The organism is Alcaligenes sp. SMD-FA (genome assembly GCF_025960365.1).
GTDB classification, from domain to species: domain Bacteria; phylum Pseudomonadota; class Gammaproteobacteria; order Burkholderiales; family Burkholderiaceae_B; genus Alcaligenes; species Alcaligenes aquatilis.
The window spans coordinates 386920-404366 of record NZ_CP110108.1 but is presented as its reverse complement, the minus strand read 5'-3'; the positions used below and the strand labels follow the sequence as shown (position 1 = coordinate 404366).

Here is a 17447-nt window from a genome sequence, read left to right as displayed (position 1 = left end):
GTCGTCACACAAATTCACGCTACCAGGCCTTGGATATGGCACACTGAATTCCTCTAGTCCAAGGAGAATTCTGATGCGTTTTTTTGCTTCGGCCCGTCACACTTTACTGGCTTGTTCTGTCTTAGGTCTGGGCACCAGCATCACCGCCTACGCAGCCACGACTGACCAAGCCGCAGAACCGACTGCGATCAAACGCTTTCTGGGCGATTCGGACCTGCCTTTTTCCCGCGCCGTGCAAGCCGGGGACTTTCTGTTCCTGTCAGGACAAATCCCGCTGAACGCGAAAGGCGAGATCGTGCGCAGCAGTATTGAAGATCAGACCAATGCCACGCTGGACCGAATTGAAGAGACGCTGAAATTGGCCGGTGCAGACCTTAGCCATGTCGTCAAAGTGACGGTGTATCTATCTGATATGGCCTTGTACGATCAGTTCAACAAAACTTATAAAGAACGCCTGGGCAGCAACTTTCCGGCACGCTCGTTGGTACAGGCCAAACTGGTGGGTGGTGTGGACGTAGAAATCGACGTTCAGGCATGGACGGGCACTAAAACCAGGCCAGCCAAGCATTGATACCAGCCCCTTGCCATAGCCGATCCCTTATAAGCGGCACGCTTACTGCCTGACTGTCTTGTATGGCACACTAGCACCCTTAGCCAGACCTTTTACCCGCGCCAGGCTTACCGCCTGGCGTTTTCGTTGCCTTTACGGACTCTCTCATGATCTACGCGATTACTGCCCTTTTCGCCTTTCAGTTAATCGGCGAAATTCTGGTGCAGACACTATCTTTGCCGCTGCCAGGGCCTTTGGCAGGCATGCTGCTTCTAGCTGCGGCCTTGCTGATTCGTGGCGGCGTACCGGCCTCGTTGGAGAGCACAGCCAGTGTCATGCTACAGAACCTGATGCTGCTATTTATCCCCGCCGTAACCGGCGTGATGTTGTATTTTGATCGAGTAGCCCAGGAGTGGCAGCCCTTTTTGATCGCCACCTTGGGCGGCACCGTCATCACCATGGTGGTCACAGCCTTGGTGCTCAATCGTCTGCTTAAAAACCACCAGGAAAAAGAGTAATGACGGACGGACTTTTTCAAATCTGGGTCTTTCTGTCCAGTTCGCCCCTGCTGTGGCTGACCTTGACCTGCTCGGTCTACGCAGGCTCGGTCTGGATGTACCGCAAATCAGGCAGTAGCCCGTTCTTGCTGCCGATTCTGGTCTCGGTTCTGGTGATTGTGTCCCTGCTCTTGCTGACCCGCACGCCCTACCCCGTCTATTTTGAAGGGGCCAAGTTCATTCACTTTCTGATTGGCCCTGCCACGGTTGCCCTGGCTGTGCCGCTCTACAGCCAGCTGCGTCAGTTGCGCAAGATCTGGAAGCCGCTAACCATTGCCCTGCTGATTGGCTCGGTGACCGCTATTTTCAGTACGGTGCTGATTGCCTGGGCCTTGGGTGGCTCGTTTGAAACCATCATGTCGGTGGCACCGCGCTCGGCCACCATGCCAATTGCCATGGCTTTGGCAGAACAATTTGACGGGCAACCTTCCTTGGCGGCTGTCGCTGTTGCCATTACTGGGATCGCGGGCACCATTATGGCGCGCCCGCTGCTGAACGTGCTGCGAATTGATCGCCCCGAAGCCCGTGGCTTTGCTGTGGGCGTGACGGCACACGCCATCGGCACCGCCCGCGCCTTGCAGGTTCATGAAACGATTGGGGCGTTCTCTGCCATTGGCCTGAGTCTGAACGGGATCATGACCGCCGTGTTGGTGCCCTTTGTTCCTATTATCTTGCGCTGGTTAGGTGTGGCCTGAGCCAGGCGGGACAGCCTGGCTCTAGCGCCACTCGTCTCGATAGACGAAACGGGGCATCTGCCAATTGCGATGCAAAGCCAGCATACGGAAACCCAGACCGATAATCATGGGGCCCAACAGGGTGACATACGGGTTCCAATCCAGATGCTGGGCGCCCAAATACAAAGCGCCAGTCAGCATGGATACACTGGCATACATCTCCTTGCGTAGCAGCAAGGGGATGTCATTGCACAAGATGTCACGCAAGACGCCACCTGCACAACCGGTAATCATGCCGCTGAGCAGCACCACCGTAATCGGCAGCTTCATCTCCAGCGCAATCTGGCAGCCAATCACGGTAAAGACCACCAGCCCCATGGCGTCGAGCAGCAGGAACAGGCTGTGTAAGCGCCGCATGATGGGGGCGATCAAAGCCGTAAGGATAGCCGCACCTGCCGTAATCCACAGATATTCAGGATGCTGCACCCAGGTCAGCGGGTAATGCCCCAACAGCACGTCCCGCACCGAGCCGCCACCCAAAGCGGTGACACAAGCGATGGTGCACACACCCACCCAATCCATGTCGCGACGGCCTGCGGCCAGCGCCGCAGTCATGGCTTCGGCGGTGATGGCAATAATGTAGAGAACAAGTAAGAGCATGATATTTTTTAAGCATCAAGCTGTTGAAGAAGCCCCCGATAGCAACGCAGCATCAGCAAGCCAGGCACAGCAATAAAGACGGTACAAATAAAAAAGCCCGGCCAGCCCAGGGATTCGACCAGTACAGGTGTCAAAGGCCCAGCCAAATACGTACGCCCCACTGCCGACAAGGCCGACAGAAGTGCAAATTGAGTAGCGGAATAAGTCCGATTGCACAGGGCCATCAGCAAAGCGACAAAGGCTGCTGTGCCTAGACCACCGCACAGATTTTCCAGACCGACCACCATGCCCATCAGCCACATGGATGGCGCGGTTTCAATCGCAATCCACCAATAACCCAGGTTGGAGACAGCCTGCAACACACCAAAGATCATCAAGGCCCGGTACAGACCCAGACGAGCCATGATTGCCCCGCCCATCAAGGCCCCAACCACCGTCGCCGCCAGGCCAAACACCTTATTGATCGTGCCAACCTCGGACAGCGTAAAACCGGCCGCACGAATCAAAAAGGTGGTGGACAAGGCACCGGCAAAGGCATCGCCCAGCTTGTAGAGCACGATCAGCGCCAAAATACTCCAGGCGCCAGGGCGCGAGAAAAAATCTGCCAACGGTGCCACGACCGCCTCAGACAAGCTACGGGGCGGACGGCTCTGTTCCTGTGGTTCTGGTGAAATCAAGGTCACCAGCGCACACAGAGCCATGAAACCACCCATCAGAAAATAGGTATTGGACCAGCCCAACCAGCGATCCGCCAGAATCAAGGCCAGACCACCGGAGACGATCATGGCGATGCGGTAACCCATGACCTTGACCGCCGCCCCCGCCGCCCGCTCCTGCGCTTGCAGCACATCGGTGCAATAGGCATCGAAGGCAATGTCCTGCGTCGCTGACAAAAAGGCCACCCACACGGCCAGCAAGGCCAACGCAGTCAGGTTTACGGAAGGAGAAAACAAACCCATGGCCGCAATCGAGGCGGCCAGCAGCAATTGGGTCAACAATATCCAGCCACGCCTGCGCCCCATGAACGGTGGTGCATAGCGGTCAATCAGGGGGGCCCACAGAAACTTCAGCGTATAGGCCGAGCCAACCAGCGTCAGAAAACCGATCTCGGTCAGCGAAACATTTTCAACCGTCGCCCAGGCCTGCAAGGTGCCTGAAACCAGGGCCAGAGGCAGGCCGCTGGCAAACCCCAGAATCAGCAAAGGCAAGACTCGGGGACTGGTATAGACACGTGACACGTCAGGCCTTATTAGCGCTAAGCAGCAAGAAAATGGGGAGACTCGAAACGATACATGGCCAAAGTACTGCGCCAGCCCGGTAAAAAGCGCACCGTGTCGCGACCATTGAATGCGGCACGATCAAGAATGCGTACCCCCACCGCCTGGGCCAGATCTTGAAAGTCTTTCATGGTGCACAAATGGATGTTGGGCGTGTTGTACCACTGGTAAGGCATTTCGCCAGTGACCGGCATGCGTCCGCGCAAAATGCTCCAGCCATGCGGCCAATAACCGAAGTTAGGAAACGAGACGATACCATACCGCGCCACCCGCGCCATCTCGCGCAGGATGTGCTCGGTATGGTGCATGGACTGTAAGGTTTTGGACAGCACAACGGTGTCAAACTGCTGATCGCTAAATAGCGCCAGACCCTCTTCCAAGTCCTGCTGAATGACATTGACGCCACGACGCACCGAAGCAATCACGAACTGGTCGTTCAGCTCTACGCCTGTGCCAACGACCTGGCGCGTATCGCGCAGATGCGCCAGCAAAGTGCCATCGTTACAGCCCAGATCCAGCACACGCGAACCTGGCTCAATCCACTGCGCAATGCGCAGCAAATCCGGTCTTAACATGACATCATCCACCTGTGTTTGCGGCTTAGTCATTCTGCCAGCACCCCTGTCGTGCGCGTGCGCGCAGGCAAGCCCAAATTAGCGGCGATCTGGTCATAGTATCCCTGCACAACGGCATGATAACGAGGGTCTTCCAGCAAAAAAGCGTCGTGCCCGTGCGGGGCATCGATTTCAGCATACGTTACCTGGCGCTGATTGCGCAGCAGGGCCTGCACGATTTCACGCGAACGCTCGGGCGAGAAACGCCAGTCCGTGGTGAAGGACACCAGCAAGAACTTGGCCTGCACATTTTCCAGTGCCTTGACCAGGTCCCCCTGAGACTGGCGCGCAGGGTCAAAGTAATCCAGCGCACGAGTGATGATCAGGTAGGTATTGGCGTCAAAATAGCGCGAGAACTTCTCGCCTTGATAACGCAAATAGGATTCGACCTCGAATTCCACGCCGTAGTTGTAGTTGTATTCGCCACCTTGGGCTGGCGCACGCTGATTACGGCCAAATTTTTCGGCCATGGCCGTATCAGACAAATAGGTGATATGGCCCACCATGCGGGCAACGCCCAGACCTGCTTTAGGCACCACACCATGCTCGTAGTAATTCCCACCGTGAAACTGCGGGTCGGACAAAATGGCGCTGCGGGCCACTTCGTTAAAGGCAATGTTCTGGGCCGACAGGCGCGGGGTGCTGGCAATAACCACACAGTTCTCCACACGCTCGGGGCAACTGATGGCCCAGCTCAGGGCCTGCATGCCACCCAAGGAGCCCCCCATGACGGCAGCAAACTTGCGGATGCCAAAGTAATCGGCCAAGCGGGCCTGAGCACGAACCCAGTCTTCTACCGTCAGCACGGGAAACTCGGAGCCCCACGGTTTGCCAGTGGCAGGGTTGATACTGGACGGGCCGGTCGAGCCAAAGCAGGAGCCGATATTGTTGACGCCGATGACAAAGAAACGATCGGTATCCACTGCTTTGCCAGGGCCGACCATATTGTCCCACCAGCCTATGCTTTTAGGATCGTCGTCGTAATACCCGGCCACGTGGTGCGAGGCATTGAGGGCATGGCACACCAATACGGCATTGCTGCGTTCGTCGTTAAGGGTGCCATAGGTTTCGACTGCCAGCTCGTAGCTGGGCAGCACTTGCCCGCTGCGCAGATGCAGGGGTTCGTCAAAGGCGATGAGTTCGGCTTGTACGGGGCCCACGGAACCTTCGGGGATCAATCCGCAGGATGGGCTAAGGGCGCCAGTGTCGGCGCTAGGGACGGAATCAGTGGCCATCAGGACCTCTTTAGCTGGATTTATGGAGCGCCCGCAAGCGGATCAGGCAAATCGGCGCAAAACGTATAAGACAAAATTCTAGCATCGCTGCGGCGCGACGTCCAAATCGACCAAGCTGGATCGATTCAGGACCCTGGGCAATGAACGCAGCCAAGAAAAGTCAATGCTTTGATTTACATCATTATTTTCATTCTCATCTGTCTGCCAGCTAAGCTAAATTTGAGTACATTGGCCTGACGTTTACCACGAATGCATGAGGAATGGCTTTACCGTGACGCATTTAACTTCACGCGAACAGTCCTGCCTGAACTGGGCTGCCCATGGCAAGACCAGTTGGGAAATCAGCATCATCCTGGGCATTACTGAGCGCACGATCAACTTTCACTTTCAAAACGCCTACGCCAAGCTTGGGGTCTACAGCCGCCAAGCGGCCATTACCCTGGCCTTGCAGCGGCGTCTGATCAGCGGCGACCCAGCTAGCGAGCTAAGCCGTCAAAGAAAACCTTTGCCTGAGCCGCATCCGGAGCCTTACCGGAATCCGTCATAACAAAGCCCTGCACTATCCAGCCTGGCTCCATACGGATCATGGCCTCCAGCCGCAAGGCGACGCCCCCCACATCGCGCGTCATGAAAAACACCTGACCTGGTGGTGGCAGTTGTATCTGGCTTTTCTCGCTGACCTGCCCATCCGGTATGAATTTCCCGCGCAAAGAGTCATGCAGCGCCTCGTACAAGCGTTGGCGGGCGGTCTCGTCCTGTTGCAGCTCCGTGGGCAAAATCACATGACCCACGGTGTAGCTTTGTCCACCCGCCGTGGCGGTCGTCAGATAAAAATCCAGTTGATACTGCTCGAAATCCAGCAATCGGTGACTGGTGGTGGGCTTACCGGGCAACATGGCCGACAGGCCAGTGTGTTCAAGCTGAACCTTGCGCCAGTTAAACTCCGGACTGCAGGCGGCCAAAGTCAAGAAGGCCGCCAGTATCGCAATAATGCGCCTGATCATCATGGTGCTAATCCCGTATCCCGTTTCATGCTTTTCATCGGCTGGCTCAACAGCCGCCTTATACTCGCCCTGCCCGATACGCCTTTTGGCGCAACTTAACAAAGCAAGTGTGGTCGGACTACTATTTATAGACGGGGCCAGGCCCCTTTGAACAGTCCCGTATCTTGCACCCGATTTCGAAAGTGGGAAACACCACCATGAACACCAGCCACGAACGCCGCCTTGCCCTGCAACAGAATCCCGAGATTTTGCAGGGAATCTTGCGCGGCATCGAAAAAGAAGGACTGCGCGTCGATGCGCTGGGCCAATTGGCAGCGACCCCCCACCCTAAAGCCATTGGGTCGGCCCTGACCAACGGCCACATCACCACCGACTACGCCGAGGCCCTGCTGGAGCTGATTACTGAACCGCAAGCCCGAGTCGAGGACGTGCTGCAAGAGCTGACTGACATCCACACATTTGTGGCTGGCAAGCTGGATCAGGAAATGATCTGGAACCAGTCCATGCCTGCGCTGCTGCCTGCCGAAAAGGATATTGCCATTGCCTGGTACGGCACGTCCAACACGGGCATGCTCAAGCATGTGTACCGCCGTGGTCTTGCCGAGCGCTACGGCAAACCCATGCAATGTATCGCCGGGGTGCATTACAACTTCTCTCTGCCAGATGGGATCTGGCCCTTGCTCAATGTCTGTGGCGACAATTTGCAAGACCAGCGCTCCAACGGCTATTTGGCGCTGATCCGCAACTTCACGCGCTACTCCTGGCTGCTGATGTACCTGTTTGGTGCCTCGCCCGTACTGGATGCGAACTTCCTGCAAGGTCGCAACAACAATCTGGACAAGATCGACGACGACACACTGACCATGCCCTGGGCGACCAGCCTGCGCATGAGCGATCTGGGCTATCACAACAAGGAAGCCCAGGCCGAACTTCAGCTTTGCTACAACGACCTGGACACCTTTGTGATGCGCATGTATCACGCTGCCGTCACCCCTTGGCCGGATTACGAAAAGCTAAGCACCCACCGCAATGGCGAATGGATTCAGCTCAACACCCATATTCTGCAGATTGAAAACGAGTACTACTCCAGCATTCGCCCCAAGCGCACCACCCAGCGCAGCGAGCGTCCGGCCACCGCCCTGGCCCAGCGTGGTGTGGAATATATCGAAGTACGCTGCCTGGATATCGACCCGGAATCGCCCACCGGCATTTCCGAGCAAACCTGCCGCTTTCTGGATACGTTCCTGCTGTTCTGTACCGTACAAGACAGCCCCTTCTTCCCGGATGGCGGTTACTGTCAGGACAGCAAAAACAACTTTGCGACCGTCGTACGTGAAGGCCGTCGCCCCGGCCTGATGCTGACCAATCAACAAAAGGAAAGCGTCAGCCTGCAAGACTGGGGCCATGAGATTCTGGAATCCCTGCTGCCTTACGCGCAAATGCTGGACCAGGCTCTCAATACCCACGGTCACACAGAAGCTGTGCAGGCCCAAATCCGCAAGCTGGACAACCCGGAGCTGACTCCGTCTGCCCAGTTGCTACACCATTTGCGTGAAACCGGCTTAAGTTTTCACGACTACGCATTGCAACGCAGCCGCGAGCATCACGAAACCTTGCTGGCCCATCCTTTGTCAGCCGACAAGCAAGCCGCCTTCGAGCAACAGGCTAAAGAGTCTCTGCAAGCCCAGATTGATATCGAAGCGCAAGATCAAGAGTCTTTTGAGGACTACGTCCATCGCTACGAACGCAACCTGATTCCTCCTGCGGTGGAGAATAGTTAAACGACATCGTGATGCAATGCCGCCCGCAAGGGCGGTTTTTTTTTTTCGCCGAGCCGCCCCAAGGCAAAACCTCTCCCCGGGGGACAGCAAGCCGAAGTCGTCGCGAAGGTTTTTTTGTCGCCGGGCCGCCTCACGGCTCGGCGCCCCCAGCAAAAAGTCCTCCTAGGGCGGCAACAAGCCGAAGGCGTCGCGTGGGGGCTTTTCTTGACCGTCTTCTGCACACGAATGGGAGACCGGGTTCACATTGAGCCACACACCCGACAAGTTCTCTTTTCCCCTTCCCTCAAAAAGTTTTTCCCTCTATTTTGAAAAGTTATTGTTATGTTATAACATCCGAAAATTAATAAACCGGAAGATGAAATGCGTTTCCAACCCCGTCCCTTGCCACTTGCCCTGGCGCTGCTTTTGTGTGCCTCTGCCCAAGCCAATGAACTTGAAGAACCTGTCCCTGAGCTGGCCCCTATCCGAATCTCCGCCAGCCCCCTGGCCTTGCGACAAACCGAACTGGCCACCGCCAGCACGGTCCTGCAAGGCCCCAAACTGGATTTGCGTCGCAGCAGCACCTTGGGTGAATTGCTGGACGGTGAGGTCGGCATTCATGTAGACAGTTTCGGTAGCGGTGCCAGCCGCCCCGTCATTCGTGGTCAGACCGCGCCCCGCGTCAAAGTCCTGAGCGATGGCGCAGAGGTCATGGATGCGTCGGCCATCTCGCCCGATCACACCATCACGGTCGACACCTGGCAGGCAGACCGCATCGAGGTGCTACGTGGCCCATCAGCCCTGCTGTACGGCGGTGGTGCCATTGGCGGTGTCGTCAACGTATTGGATCGCAAAATCCCCACAGCCATCCCCGAAAAGGGGTTTGAAGGTTCGGTGCGCGCTCAGGGTTCCACCGCTGACCGTGGCAGGATCGGCGCAGTGGAAATGACAGCAGGCGAAGGCAATATCGCCTTGCACGTCGAAGGTGCCTCACACCGCAGCCGCGACTATCGTGTCCCCAACTGGACCGACAGCCGTGTCAAGGACTCGGACTCCAGCACAGATACTGGCAGCATCGGTCTGTCCTTTATTGGCGATCGTGGCTACATAGGCGCGGCGTACTCTTACCGCGAGGGCAGCTACGGCCTGCCCGGTCACAGCCATGAATATGAGGACTGCCACCCACACGGTGCCACCCTGCATTGTGGCGGCCATGGTCACGATCACGATCACGGACACGATCACGGACACGATCATGACCATGATCATTCAGCCACGGCTCACCTGCGCACCGAGCGTTTCGATATACGCGGCGAACTGCGTGATCCTTTACCCGGCTTCAAGCGTGCTCGCCTGCGCGCCGGGGCCACCGACTACCAGCACGTCGAAAAAGATGGGGATATAGCGGGCACCCGCTTTACCAATCGCGGCTACGACACCCGCCTGGAGCTGGAACACAATCCTTGGGGGCCCTTTGAAGGCGTTATCGGCCTGCAAACCAGCCAGTCTGATTTTGCTTCCCGCGACGGCACGGAAAACTTCATCCCGCCCACCCGGACTCGCAGCCAGGGCTTGTTCCTGCTCGAAAGCGTGAACTGGGACGACTGGCGTCTGGAACTGGGCGCTCGTCAGGAATGGCAAACCGTCACACCCGACTCGCAAACCCTGGAGCGCCGCAAAGGCACGGCCACCTCCTTCTCCTTGGGCACCGTCTGGGACTTTGCGCCTGAATACGCTGCCAGCCTGTCCATCTCCCGCTCGCAGCGTCTGCCCACGGCTCAGGAACTGTTCGCCAAAGGCGTACACTTTGCCACGCTCAGCTATGAGCGCGGTGATCCTAACCTGGATCGTGAGACCAGCCATACTGTCGATCTGGGCCTGCAAAAACACCTGGGTGATCTGCGCTTTGATTTGCGTACCTTCTACACCCGCAGCTCGAACTATATTTATGGCCGCAGCCTGGACCATCACGAAGACTTCCAGCTGATTCAATACAGCCAGGACAAAGCTCAATTCTGGGGCCTGGAAGCCGAGGCCTCCTACCCGGTCACTTCCTGGGCCTCGCTGAGCGTCTATGGCGATCTGGTGCGCGGTAAACTGCAAGATCCCGGCCGCAACCTGCCCCGCATGCCTGCCGCCCGCCTGGGTATTCGCACGGATGTGAACTGGCAGAACTGGTCCGGTTTTGTGGGTTACACCCATACCTTCGCCCAAAATCGCGTGGCTGAACATGAAGAAGGATCGCCCTCCTTCGGTTTGCTCAGCATGGGTTTAAGCTACCGCCTGCATATGGACCAAAACACCTACACCCTGTATCTGAGAGGAAATAACTTGCTGAACAAGTTGGCCTACCGCCATACCTCCTTTATTGCCCGTCAGGCCCCCTTGATGGGACGCAACATCCTGGCCGGGATACAGGTGGAATTTTGAGCAAGACTGCCCTACACACCGGTAGCCGTCTCTACCAGATCGTGGCCGACATGCAGGGCGAGCGCCCCTGGGGCAACGTTCTGGATGCCGGCACCGGCAAGGGCTCGTTGCGCTGGCTGCTGACACTGGACACCGAACGCTGGACGGCCATTACGGCCTCACCAGGCATGGCCGAGCAAGTAACACAAGAGCTGGGGGATCAGAAACGTCCCGAGGACCGCCTTCTGGTGGGCAACTGGAGCGACCCGGAGTTTCTGCAAGGCGAACGCTTTGACACGGTTCTGGCGGATTATCTGCTCGGTGCCATAGACGGCTTTGCCCCCTACACCCAGGACCAGTTGTTCAGCCGCCTGCGACCGCTTACCAGCCAGCGTCTCTATATTATTGGTCTGGAACCTTACGTGCCTTATAGCAGCACGGACCCGGCGGGCAAATTGATTGTGGAAATAGGCCGTTTACGCGATGCCTGCCTGCTGCTGGCCGGCGAGCGCCCGTATCGCGAATACCCGATGGACTGGGTACTGCGTCATTTGCGGCAATCCGGCTACCGTTGTGTGGATGCACAACGCTTTGGCATTCGTTACGGCGACAGCTTTATCCACGGTCAACTGGATATGTGTGACGGGCGCCTGCGCCGTCTGAAGGACCGTAATCTGGCCTTGGCCTTGTCCGAGCATGTCCAAACCTTGCGTAAGCAGGCCCTGGCCTTGAATCAGACCTTGGGAGGTCTGCGTCATGGTCATGACTATGTGATTTGTGCCGAAGCTATTTAAAACCAGAAAGCAACACAGGAAAAAGATAAAGGGGCCTTGTCAGCCCCTTTATCTTTTCCAATACACCACTGCTTCACACCGTGTCGCAGCAAGGCCCCCGAAGCACCGCCTGGTTCCCTATTCTTATCAGGCACTGCCCTGCTTGTTTCAAACATTATCCCTAGCTGATTGACCTGAGAACACCTTGCCCCGCCTCCAGGCAAAGGCTGAACACAACCATACAGATGAAATTAATCATTTTGCCCTAGGCCAAATGATCGAGATCAATAGTTAGCCAACCTCATCCGAATCTTTCTTGGAACCGTATTTTGGCAAACAGCAGACACAAAAAAAGCAGCCATAGGCTGCTTGCATTACGACGCGTTATAACTGAAAACTCACACCAGACCTTGAAAAACAGCCCTAAAGGGCCGTATAAACAAGGAATTCTGGCGCGTCCGACAGGAATCGAACCTGTATCGAGGGCTTCGGAAACCCTAATTCTATCCATTGAACTACGGACGCCAAGCTAACTATTGTAGCGCGAGTTTGGAGTTTTTTTCAGCATCTATCGGGCAATTATGAGTGTGCCAAATCAAGAGTCAGATACAAGAGCGATACACTCCGCTATAATCCATGGTTGCGCGATCTGGGTCGGTGGCTTGGTAGACACGTCCTTGCGCACACCCATTAGGTAGGCGCAAGCCTTTATTGGTGGCCGTCAAAGGCCCTCCCGTCATTTCTTGTACGAACTCGCAGGATCCGATAATGAGCAACACGGAACAAAAACCCGAAGAACACAACGAGGGTCACTCAGCCATGATCAAAACCCCTAAACAATTGCTTGTGACCGTGGCTCTGGCTTTCTTGGTGCCCATCGCGATTATTGTCATGCTGGTCAGCCTGGTTACCTCCACCATGGGTGCTGGTGCTGGCTCCGCTGCCCTTTCCCCTGAAGCCATTGCTGCCCGCATTCAGCCGGTTGCTGGTTTCAAACTGGTTGACGCCAATGCCGTCAAAGAGCTGAAAACTGGCCAGAAAGTATACGAAACCACCTGTACCGCCTGTCACGGCACCGGTGTGGCCGGTGCTCCCAAGTTTGGTGATCAGGCTGCCTGGGGCGAGTTGCTCAAACTGGGCCAGGACGAGCTGATCAAGAACGCCATTCACGGCATTCGAGGCATGCCTGCCAAGGGCGGCAACCCGTCACTGGACGATATCGAAGTGGCCCGTGCCGTTGTCTACATGGCCAACGCAGCTGGCGCTGACTTCAAAGAGCCCGAAGCGCCTGCCCCGGAAGGTGAGCAAGCCGACGCCAAACCTGAAGCCGCCGCTGCTGCTGCAGATACCCAACCCGCCGAGGCTCCCGCCGCGGATGCCCCTGCCGCAACGCAAACGGCTGCCGCTGACGACAGCAAAGTCGACCCGGCAGGCATCAAACTGTACGACACCATTTGCTTTGCCTGTCACGCTGCCGGTGTCGCCGGTGCGCCTAAGTTTGGTGATCAGGCTGCCTGGAAGCCCTATATCGAATCTGGTATGGACACTATGCTTCAAAAAGCGATCCACGGTGTTGGCGCCATGCCTCCACGCGGTGGTTCGCAAGCCTCTGACGACGAACTTCGCGCTGCTATCCAACACATGGTTAACGCCGCCAAGTAAGCATTGCATCAAGGCTCTGTCCTGGCACAGAGCCTGCAAATACAAAAAGCCCGATGAATACTCATCGGGCTTTTTCTTTGCTTGAACCTGTCGACAAAGAAGCGATACAGAAACAGCCCCTTACACCAATAAAAAAGCCTGAGTCCGGTGTCATCCCGAACCCAGGCTTACTCATCGCCTTGTTGACGGCTCTGCCTCTAGAACGCTTTATAAAGCCTCATAACGCGTCCAGAAACGCAATCTGAGACGCTTACTGCGCCTTGCACTGCGCCAATGCCGTCAAGGACATGCCCAACTGCACACGGCGTTGCAACCAAGGGCTGGCGCGGTAGCGCATGTCGCCCGTCACGGCCTGCAAGGTATTGAGCACATCCAGCAAATCACGCGAACCAACGGCATCGCCCATGGACAGCGGACCATTGTGCGGGTAACCCAGACCCAGGCGCACGGCAGCGTCGATATCCGACGGTGTCGCAATCTGCTGCTGAGCGATATCGCTGGCAATGTTCACGATGGTGGCCACCAAACGCTGGGCCACAAAACCGGCGGAGTCCTCGATCACACTGACAGCCGTACCATCGCTGGCCAACATGGCCCAGGCTTGATCGCGCCATTCTGGTGTGGTCGCCGCCGAGCACATCAGCACACGGCGACGGCCTTTTTCCAGACCAAACAAGGTATCCAGCGCCACGGTGCGTGCAGGGTCCAGGCCGTGCAGGGACACCAAAGTCGCCACGTCTTCACCGTAAGGCGTCAATAGAATCAGAGCATCGGCAGGTGGCTGGTCGCCTTCCACCACGTTCACACCCAGCTCACTTAGCAATTGCAAAGCGCGAGCCTGGCCTTGCTCGTGGTAAGGCGAGACCCACACGGGCGCCAAAGAGGCCACAGCAGGAACGGCAGGCTCTTGAGGAACCTGCTTCTTACCATCTTCATACTTATAAAAGCCTTCACCATTCTTGCGGCCAAACAGCTTGCCCGCGTGACGCACTGCCGTGATGGGCGAAGGACGGAAGCGAGGCTCGTCATAGAACTGGCGGTAAATGGACTCCATCACCGGGTGAGACACATCCAGCGCGGTCAGATCCAGCAGCTCAAAGGGGCCCATGCGGAAACCAGCTTGTTCGCGCATGATGGCGTCGATCTGGTAGAAAGGTGCCACACATTCCTGGGCGATTTTCAGACCCTCGATATTCATGCCACGACCGGCATGATTCACGATAAAACCGGGCATGTCCTTGGCGCGCACAGGCGTGTGGCCCATATCACGCGACACTTGCATCAGGGCATCCCCCACTTCGGGCGATGTGCGCAAGCCATCAATAACCTCGACCACTTTCATCAGGGGCACGGGGTTGAAGAAGTGATAGCCAGCCACGCGTTCAGGGTGGCGGCAGGCTTGAGCAATGGCGGTAATGGACAGCGAGGACGTATTGGAGGCCAACACGCAATCGGCCGACACGATCTCTTCCAACTGCTGCAGCAAGCCTTGCTTGACGTCCAGACGTTCCACAATGGCTTCCACTACCAGATCGGCAGGGGCCAAGGCTTGCAGATCGCTGGCGGTCTGCAAGCATGCTTTGGCCGCATCCACCTGTTCAGCCGTCATGCGGCCTTTTTCCTGCAAACGGCTCCAGACGGCGTGTACATCCGCCAAGGCCGCCTTGACCGAGTCTGCATTCAGGTCATAGAGCAAGACCTGCTTGCCAGCCTGGGCGGCAATCTGGGCAATGCCCCGCCCCATAGCGCCTGCGCCAACAATAGCGATGGTTTGTATCTGTTTCATGATTCACAACCTGATCGAAAAGCAATAAAAATTAAGCCTGTTCCACGGAGCCGGACACCAGGGCCTCTACCTTGTCGGGCGACAGCTCCAGCACTCGCGCCAGGACCTCGCGGGTGTGCTCTCCCAGACGCGGGGGCGCACTGCGATACTGCACGGGCGTGGCCGACAAACGCAAAGGGCTGGCCACCGAAGGTACGCTCCCCCCCTGCCCGGTCGGCAAGTCCAGTCGCAAGCCGCGCGCCAGCACCTGTGGGTCCTGATAAACCTGTTCCATCGTATTGATGGGGCCGGCGGGTATACCCACGGCTTCCAGCGCCTGCAACCAGCTATCGCGGGTCCGGCTCTGCATGACCTGCGCCAGCATGGGCACCAGCTCGTCCCGGTGCATGACACGTCCGGCATTGCGCGCAAAACGGGGGTCATCCGCCCACTCGGGATGGCCCAGCTCCTGCGCAAAACTGCGAAACTGGGCATCGTTGCCCACCGCCACAATCAAATGCCCGTCACTGGCCTCAAAGACCTGATAGGGCACCAGATTTTGATGAGCATTACCGGGCCGCTGTGGCGCCTGCCCGGTACACAAGTAATTCATGTTCTGATTGGCCATCATGGCCACCTGACAATCCAGCAAGGCAATATCCAGATGCTGGCCCAGACCACTGCGATGGCGCTCCACCACGGCCGCCAGTACAGCCACCGTGGCGTACATGCCTGTCATGACATCGGCCACGGCCACACCCGCTTTTTGCGGTTCGCCACCGGGCTCACCTGTCAGGGACATCAAGCCCCCAAGCCCCTGGATCATGAAGTCATATCCTGGCCGACTTGCATAGGGGCCCGTCTGGCCAAATCCGGTAATCGAACAGTAAATCAGGGCTGGGTTGATGGCTTGCAGACTTTCATAGTCCAGCCCGTACTTTTTCAAACCACCGACCTTGAAATTTTCCACCAGAATATCGCAGCGCCTGACCAGTTGCCGCACCACTTCTGCGCCTTGTGCAGTGCCTATATCCAGGGTGATGGACTCTTTATTGCGGTTGGCAGCCCCAAAATAGGCCGCATCTTCCGTGTCCGCTCTGTGACCATCCTGTAGATACGGTGGCCCCCAGCCACGGGTATCGTCTCCCGCGCCGGGACGCTCCACCTTGATGACCTCCGCCCCCAAGTCAGCCAGGTTTTGGGTACACCAGGGCCCGGCCAGCACGCGCGTCAAGTCCAGAACACGTAATCCCGCCAAGGGCGCTTTTCGTTCAGTCGTGGTCATAGCAAACAAAAATCCTTCAAGTCGCGTATTGTGCACTACGTCTTCTTAGTCCGTTCTATGGACAGAAAAAGTGCTCAAACCATGGTCATTTTCGGGCCCGGAGGAATTTGTGCAACGCACCAGGCCGGGCGACGATAAACCGTCCTAGAATAGGTGACGATAGATTATCAGCGGCAGATCTTCCTTGCAGGACCCCACCCCTTCAAGAGGCGGGGCACATCTTTCGATAATAGGAGACCGACCTTATGCCATCGGCATTAACGCAGCAGCTTTATCAATCTATGACCCTGCCTGTGATGGCAGCACCCATGTTCATTGTCTCGAACCCGGCCCTGGTGATTGCGCAATGCGCCAGCGGCATTATCGGTTCTGTCCCCGCCTTGAACGCCCGCCCCCAGGAAAAGCTCAAGGACTGGCTGGACGAGATCGACGACACCCTGGCCGAACTGCGCGAGCGCCATCCCGAGCGCCGTATTGCTCCCTACGCCATCAATCACATCATTCATCAGTCCAACGACCGCTTGGAACAGGACCTGCGGGTGTGCGCTGACCACAAGGTGCCACTGGTGATTACCAGCCTGCGCGCCCCACAGGATATTGTGCCGCATGTACACGCCTGGGGCGGCAAGGTTTTCCATGATGTCACCACCTTGCGTCACGCCGAAAAAGCCCTGGAAGCCGGTGTCGATGGCCTGATCGTGGTGGCTGCGGGTGCCGGCGGCCATGCCGGTACCTTGAGCCCCTTTGTGCTGGTCAACGAAATCCGTCAGATTTTTGATGGCCCAATTGCCCTGTCGGGTGCCATGAGCCGTGGCCGCGACATTCTGGCCGCCCAGGCCATGGGGGCCGACATGGCCTACATTGGCACGCGCTTCATTGCCAGTACCGAAGCCAATGCCTCGGACGATTACAAGAACATGATCGTCAAGGGCCGAGCCGCCGATATCGTCTACACCCCATTGTTTACGGGTATCCCCGGCAATTATCTGAAGGACAGTATCCGCGCTGCCGGTCTGGACCCAGACAAGCTCGATAGCGAGAAAGCGGCTGACACCGCCTTTGGCTCTGGTCTGAGCAAGGCTTGGCGCGATATCTGGGGCGCTGGCCAAGGCATTGGTGGCATTGACTCAATAGAGCCAACCGCCGACATCGTTGCTCGATTGCATCGTGAATATCAGGAAGCCAAAGCAGCGCTGCTGGCCTCCCCTTTTGCCTGAACGAG

At 57.1% G+C, this 17447-nt stretch carries 16 protein-coding genes, 1 tRNA gene and 1 riboswitch; of the genes, 9 read left to right on the top strand and 8 right to left on the bottom strand.

The genetic code is table 11. From position 1 onward, the window contains the following. Positions 1–73: 73 nt before the first annotated feature. From OKX01_RS01780 to OKX01_RS01770, 3 genes are all read left to right on the top strand, one after another. The gene (locus OKX01_RS01780; RefSeq protein ID WP_125277364.1) at positions 74–571 is read left to right on the top strand and encodes a RidA family protein; all 498 of its coding nucleotides are present in this window, start codon (positions 74–76) and stop codon (positions 569–571) included. A 146-nt stretch (positions 572–717) separates the two neighbouring features. After that, complete coding sequence (locus tag OKX01_RS01775; protein WP_108728227.1) at positions 718–1068, top strand: CidA/LrgA family protein; 351 nt, start codon at positions 718–720, stop codon at positions 1066–1068. After that, on the top strand, positions 1068–1802 hold the full coding sequence (locus OKX01_RS01770) for an LrgB family protein (RefSeq protein ID WP_121737795.1): 735 nt from the start codon (positions 1068–1070) through the stop codon (positions 1800–1802). The genes OKX01_RS01775 and OKX01_RS01770 overlap by 1 nt, the downstream gene beginning before the upstream one ends. Positions 1803–1823: 21 nt before the next feature. Here the strand turns inward: OKX01_RS01770 and OKX01_RS01765 are convergent, their stop codons facing one another. The 4 genes from OKX01_RS01765 to metX all read right to left on the bottom strand — a co-directional run bounded on the left by OKX01_RS01765 (position 1824) and on the right by metX (position 5567). Further along, complete coding sequence (locus tag OKX01_RS01765; protein ID WP_094195444.1) at positions 1824–2441, bottom strand: trimeric intracellular cation channel family protein; 618 nt, start codon at positions 2439–2441, stop codon at positions 1824–1826. An 8-nt stretch (positions 2442–2449) separates the two neighbouring features. Next, positions 2450–3679: a muropeptide transporter gene (locus tag OKX01_RS01760; RefSeq protein WP_108728229.1), complete on the bottom strand. Its 1230-nt coding sequence runs from the start codon at positions 3677–3679 to the stop codon at positions 2450–2452. Between the two features lie 17 nt (positions 3680–3696). After that, complete coding sequence (gene metW / locus OKX01_RS01755) at positions 3697–4326, bottom strand: methionine biosynthesis protein MetW (protein WP_094195442.1); 630 nt, start codon at positions 4324–4326, stop codon at positions 3697–3699. Continuing rightward, positions 4323–5567 (bottom strand): homoserine O-succinyltransferase MetX, encoded by a 1245-nt coding sequence (gene metX, locus OKX01_RS01750; protein WP_125277363.1) that lies wholly within the window; start codon positions 5565–5567, stop codon positions 4323–4325. Before metX ends, metW begins: the two co-directional genes overlap by 4 nt. After that, a riboswitch (SAM riboswitch) is annotated at positions 5557–5635 on the bottom strand. (Overlaps the previous gene by 11 nt.) Before the next feature lie 203 nt (positions 5636–5838). Between metX and OKX01_RS01745 the strand changes: the two genes are divergently transcribed. Beyond that, on the top strand, positions 5839–6114 hold the full coding sequence (locus OKX01_RS01745) for a response regulator transcription factor (protein ID WP_094198239.1): 276 nt from the start codon (positions 5839–5841) through the stop codon (positions 6112–6114). On the opposite strand, the gene OKX01_RS01740 is transcribed toward OKX01_RS01745, so the two are convergent. After that, complete coding sequence (locus OKX01_RS01740; RefSeq protein ID WP_125277362.1) at positions 6044–6574, bottom strand: hypothetical protein; 531 nt, start codon at positions 6572–6574, stop codon at positions 6044–6046. The two genes, OKX01_RS01745 and OKX01_RS01740, sit on opposite strands and share 71 nt — an antisense overlap. A gap of 194 nt (positions 6575–6768) precedes the next feature. Here OKX01_RS01740 and gshA point away from each other — a divergent pair, with 194 nt between their 5' ends. From gshA to OKX01_RS01725, 3 genes are all read left to right on the top strand, one after another. Next, on the top strand, positions 6769–8352 hold the full coding sequence (gene gshA / locus OKX01_RS01735; protein ID WP_264672354.1) for a glutamate--cysteine ligase: 1584 nt from the start codon (positions 6769–6771) through the stop codon (positions 8350–8352). Positions 8353–8712: 360 nt separating this feature from the next. Further along, positions 8713–10761, top strand: coding sequence for a TonB-dependent receptor (locus tag OKX01_RS01730; protein WP_264672353.1), 2049 nt, complete (start codon positions 8713–8715; stop codon positions 10759–10761). Then, entirely contained in the window at positions 10758–11534 is a 777-nt protein-coding gene (locus tag OKX01_RS01725; RefSeq protein ID WP_094195437.1) for a class I SAM-dependent methyltransferase, read from the top strand. Before OKX01_RS01730 ends, OKX01_RS01725 begins: the two co-directional genes overlap by 4 nt. A 429-nt stretch (positions 11535–11963) precedes the next feature. Here the strand turns inward: OKX01_RS01725 and OKX01_RS01720 are convergent. Next, positions 11964–12038: transfer RNA gene (locus OKX01_RS01720), tRNA-Arg, on the bottom strand. 243 nt (positions 12039–12281) lie between these two features. Here OKX01_RS01720 and OKX01_RS01715 point away from each other — a divergent pair. Next, the gene (locus OKX01_RS01715) at positions 12282–13175 is read left to right on the top strand and encodes a c-type cytochrome (RefSeq protein ID WP_094195436.1); all 894 of its coding nucleotides are present in this window, start codon (positions 12282–12284) and stop codon (positions 13173–13175) included. A gap of 250 nt (positions 13176–13425) precedes the next feature. Here the strand turns inward: OKX01_RS01715 and OKX01_RS01710 are convergent, their stop codons facing one another. Beyond that, positions 13426–14961, bottom strand: a complete 1536-nt coding sequence (locus tag OKX01_RS01710) for a 3-hydroxyacyl-CoA dehydrogenase (RefSeq protein WP_264672352.1) — start codon at positions 14959–14961, stop codon at positions 13426–13428. 31 nt (positions 14962–14992) lie between these two features. Continuing rightward, complete coding sequence (locus OKX01_RS01705; RefSeq protein ID WP_264672351.1) at positions 14993–16225, bottom strand: CaiB/BaiF CoA transferase family protein; 1233 nt, start codon at positions 16223–16225, stop codon at positions 14993–14995. A 245-nt stretch (positions 16226–16470) separates the two neighbouring features. Between OKX01_RS01705 and OKX01_RS01700 the strand changes: the two genes are divergently transcribed. Further along, on the top strand, positions 16471–17442 hold the full coding sequence (locus tag OKX01_RS01700; RefSeq protein ID WP_094195433.1) for an NAD(P)H-dependent flavin oxidoreductase: 972 nt from the start codon (positions 16471–16473) through the stop codon (positions 17440–17442). The last annotated feature ends 5 nt before the right edge of the window (positions 17443–17447 follow it).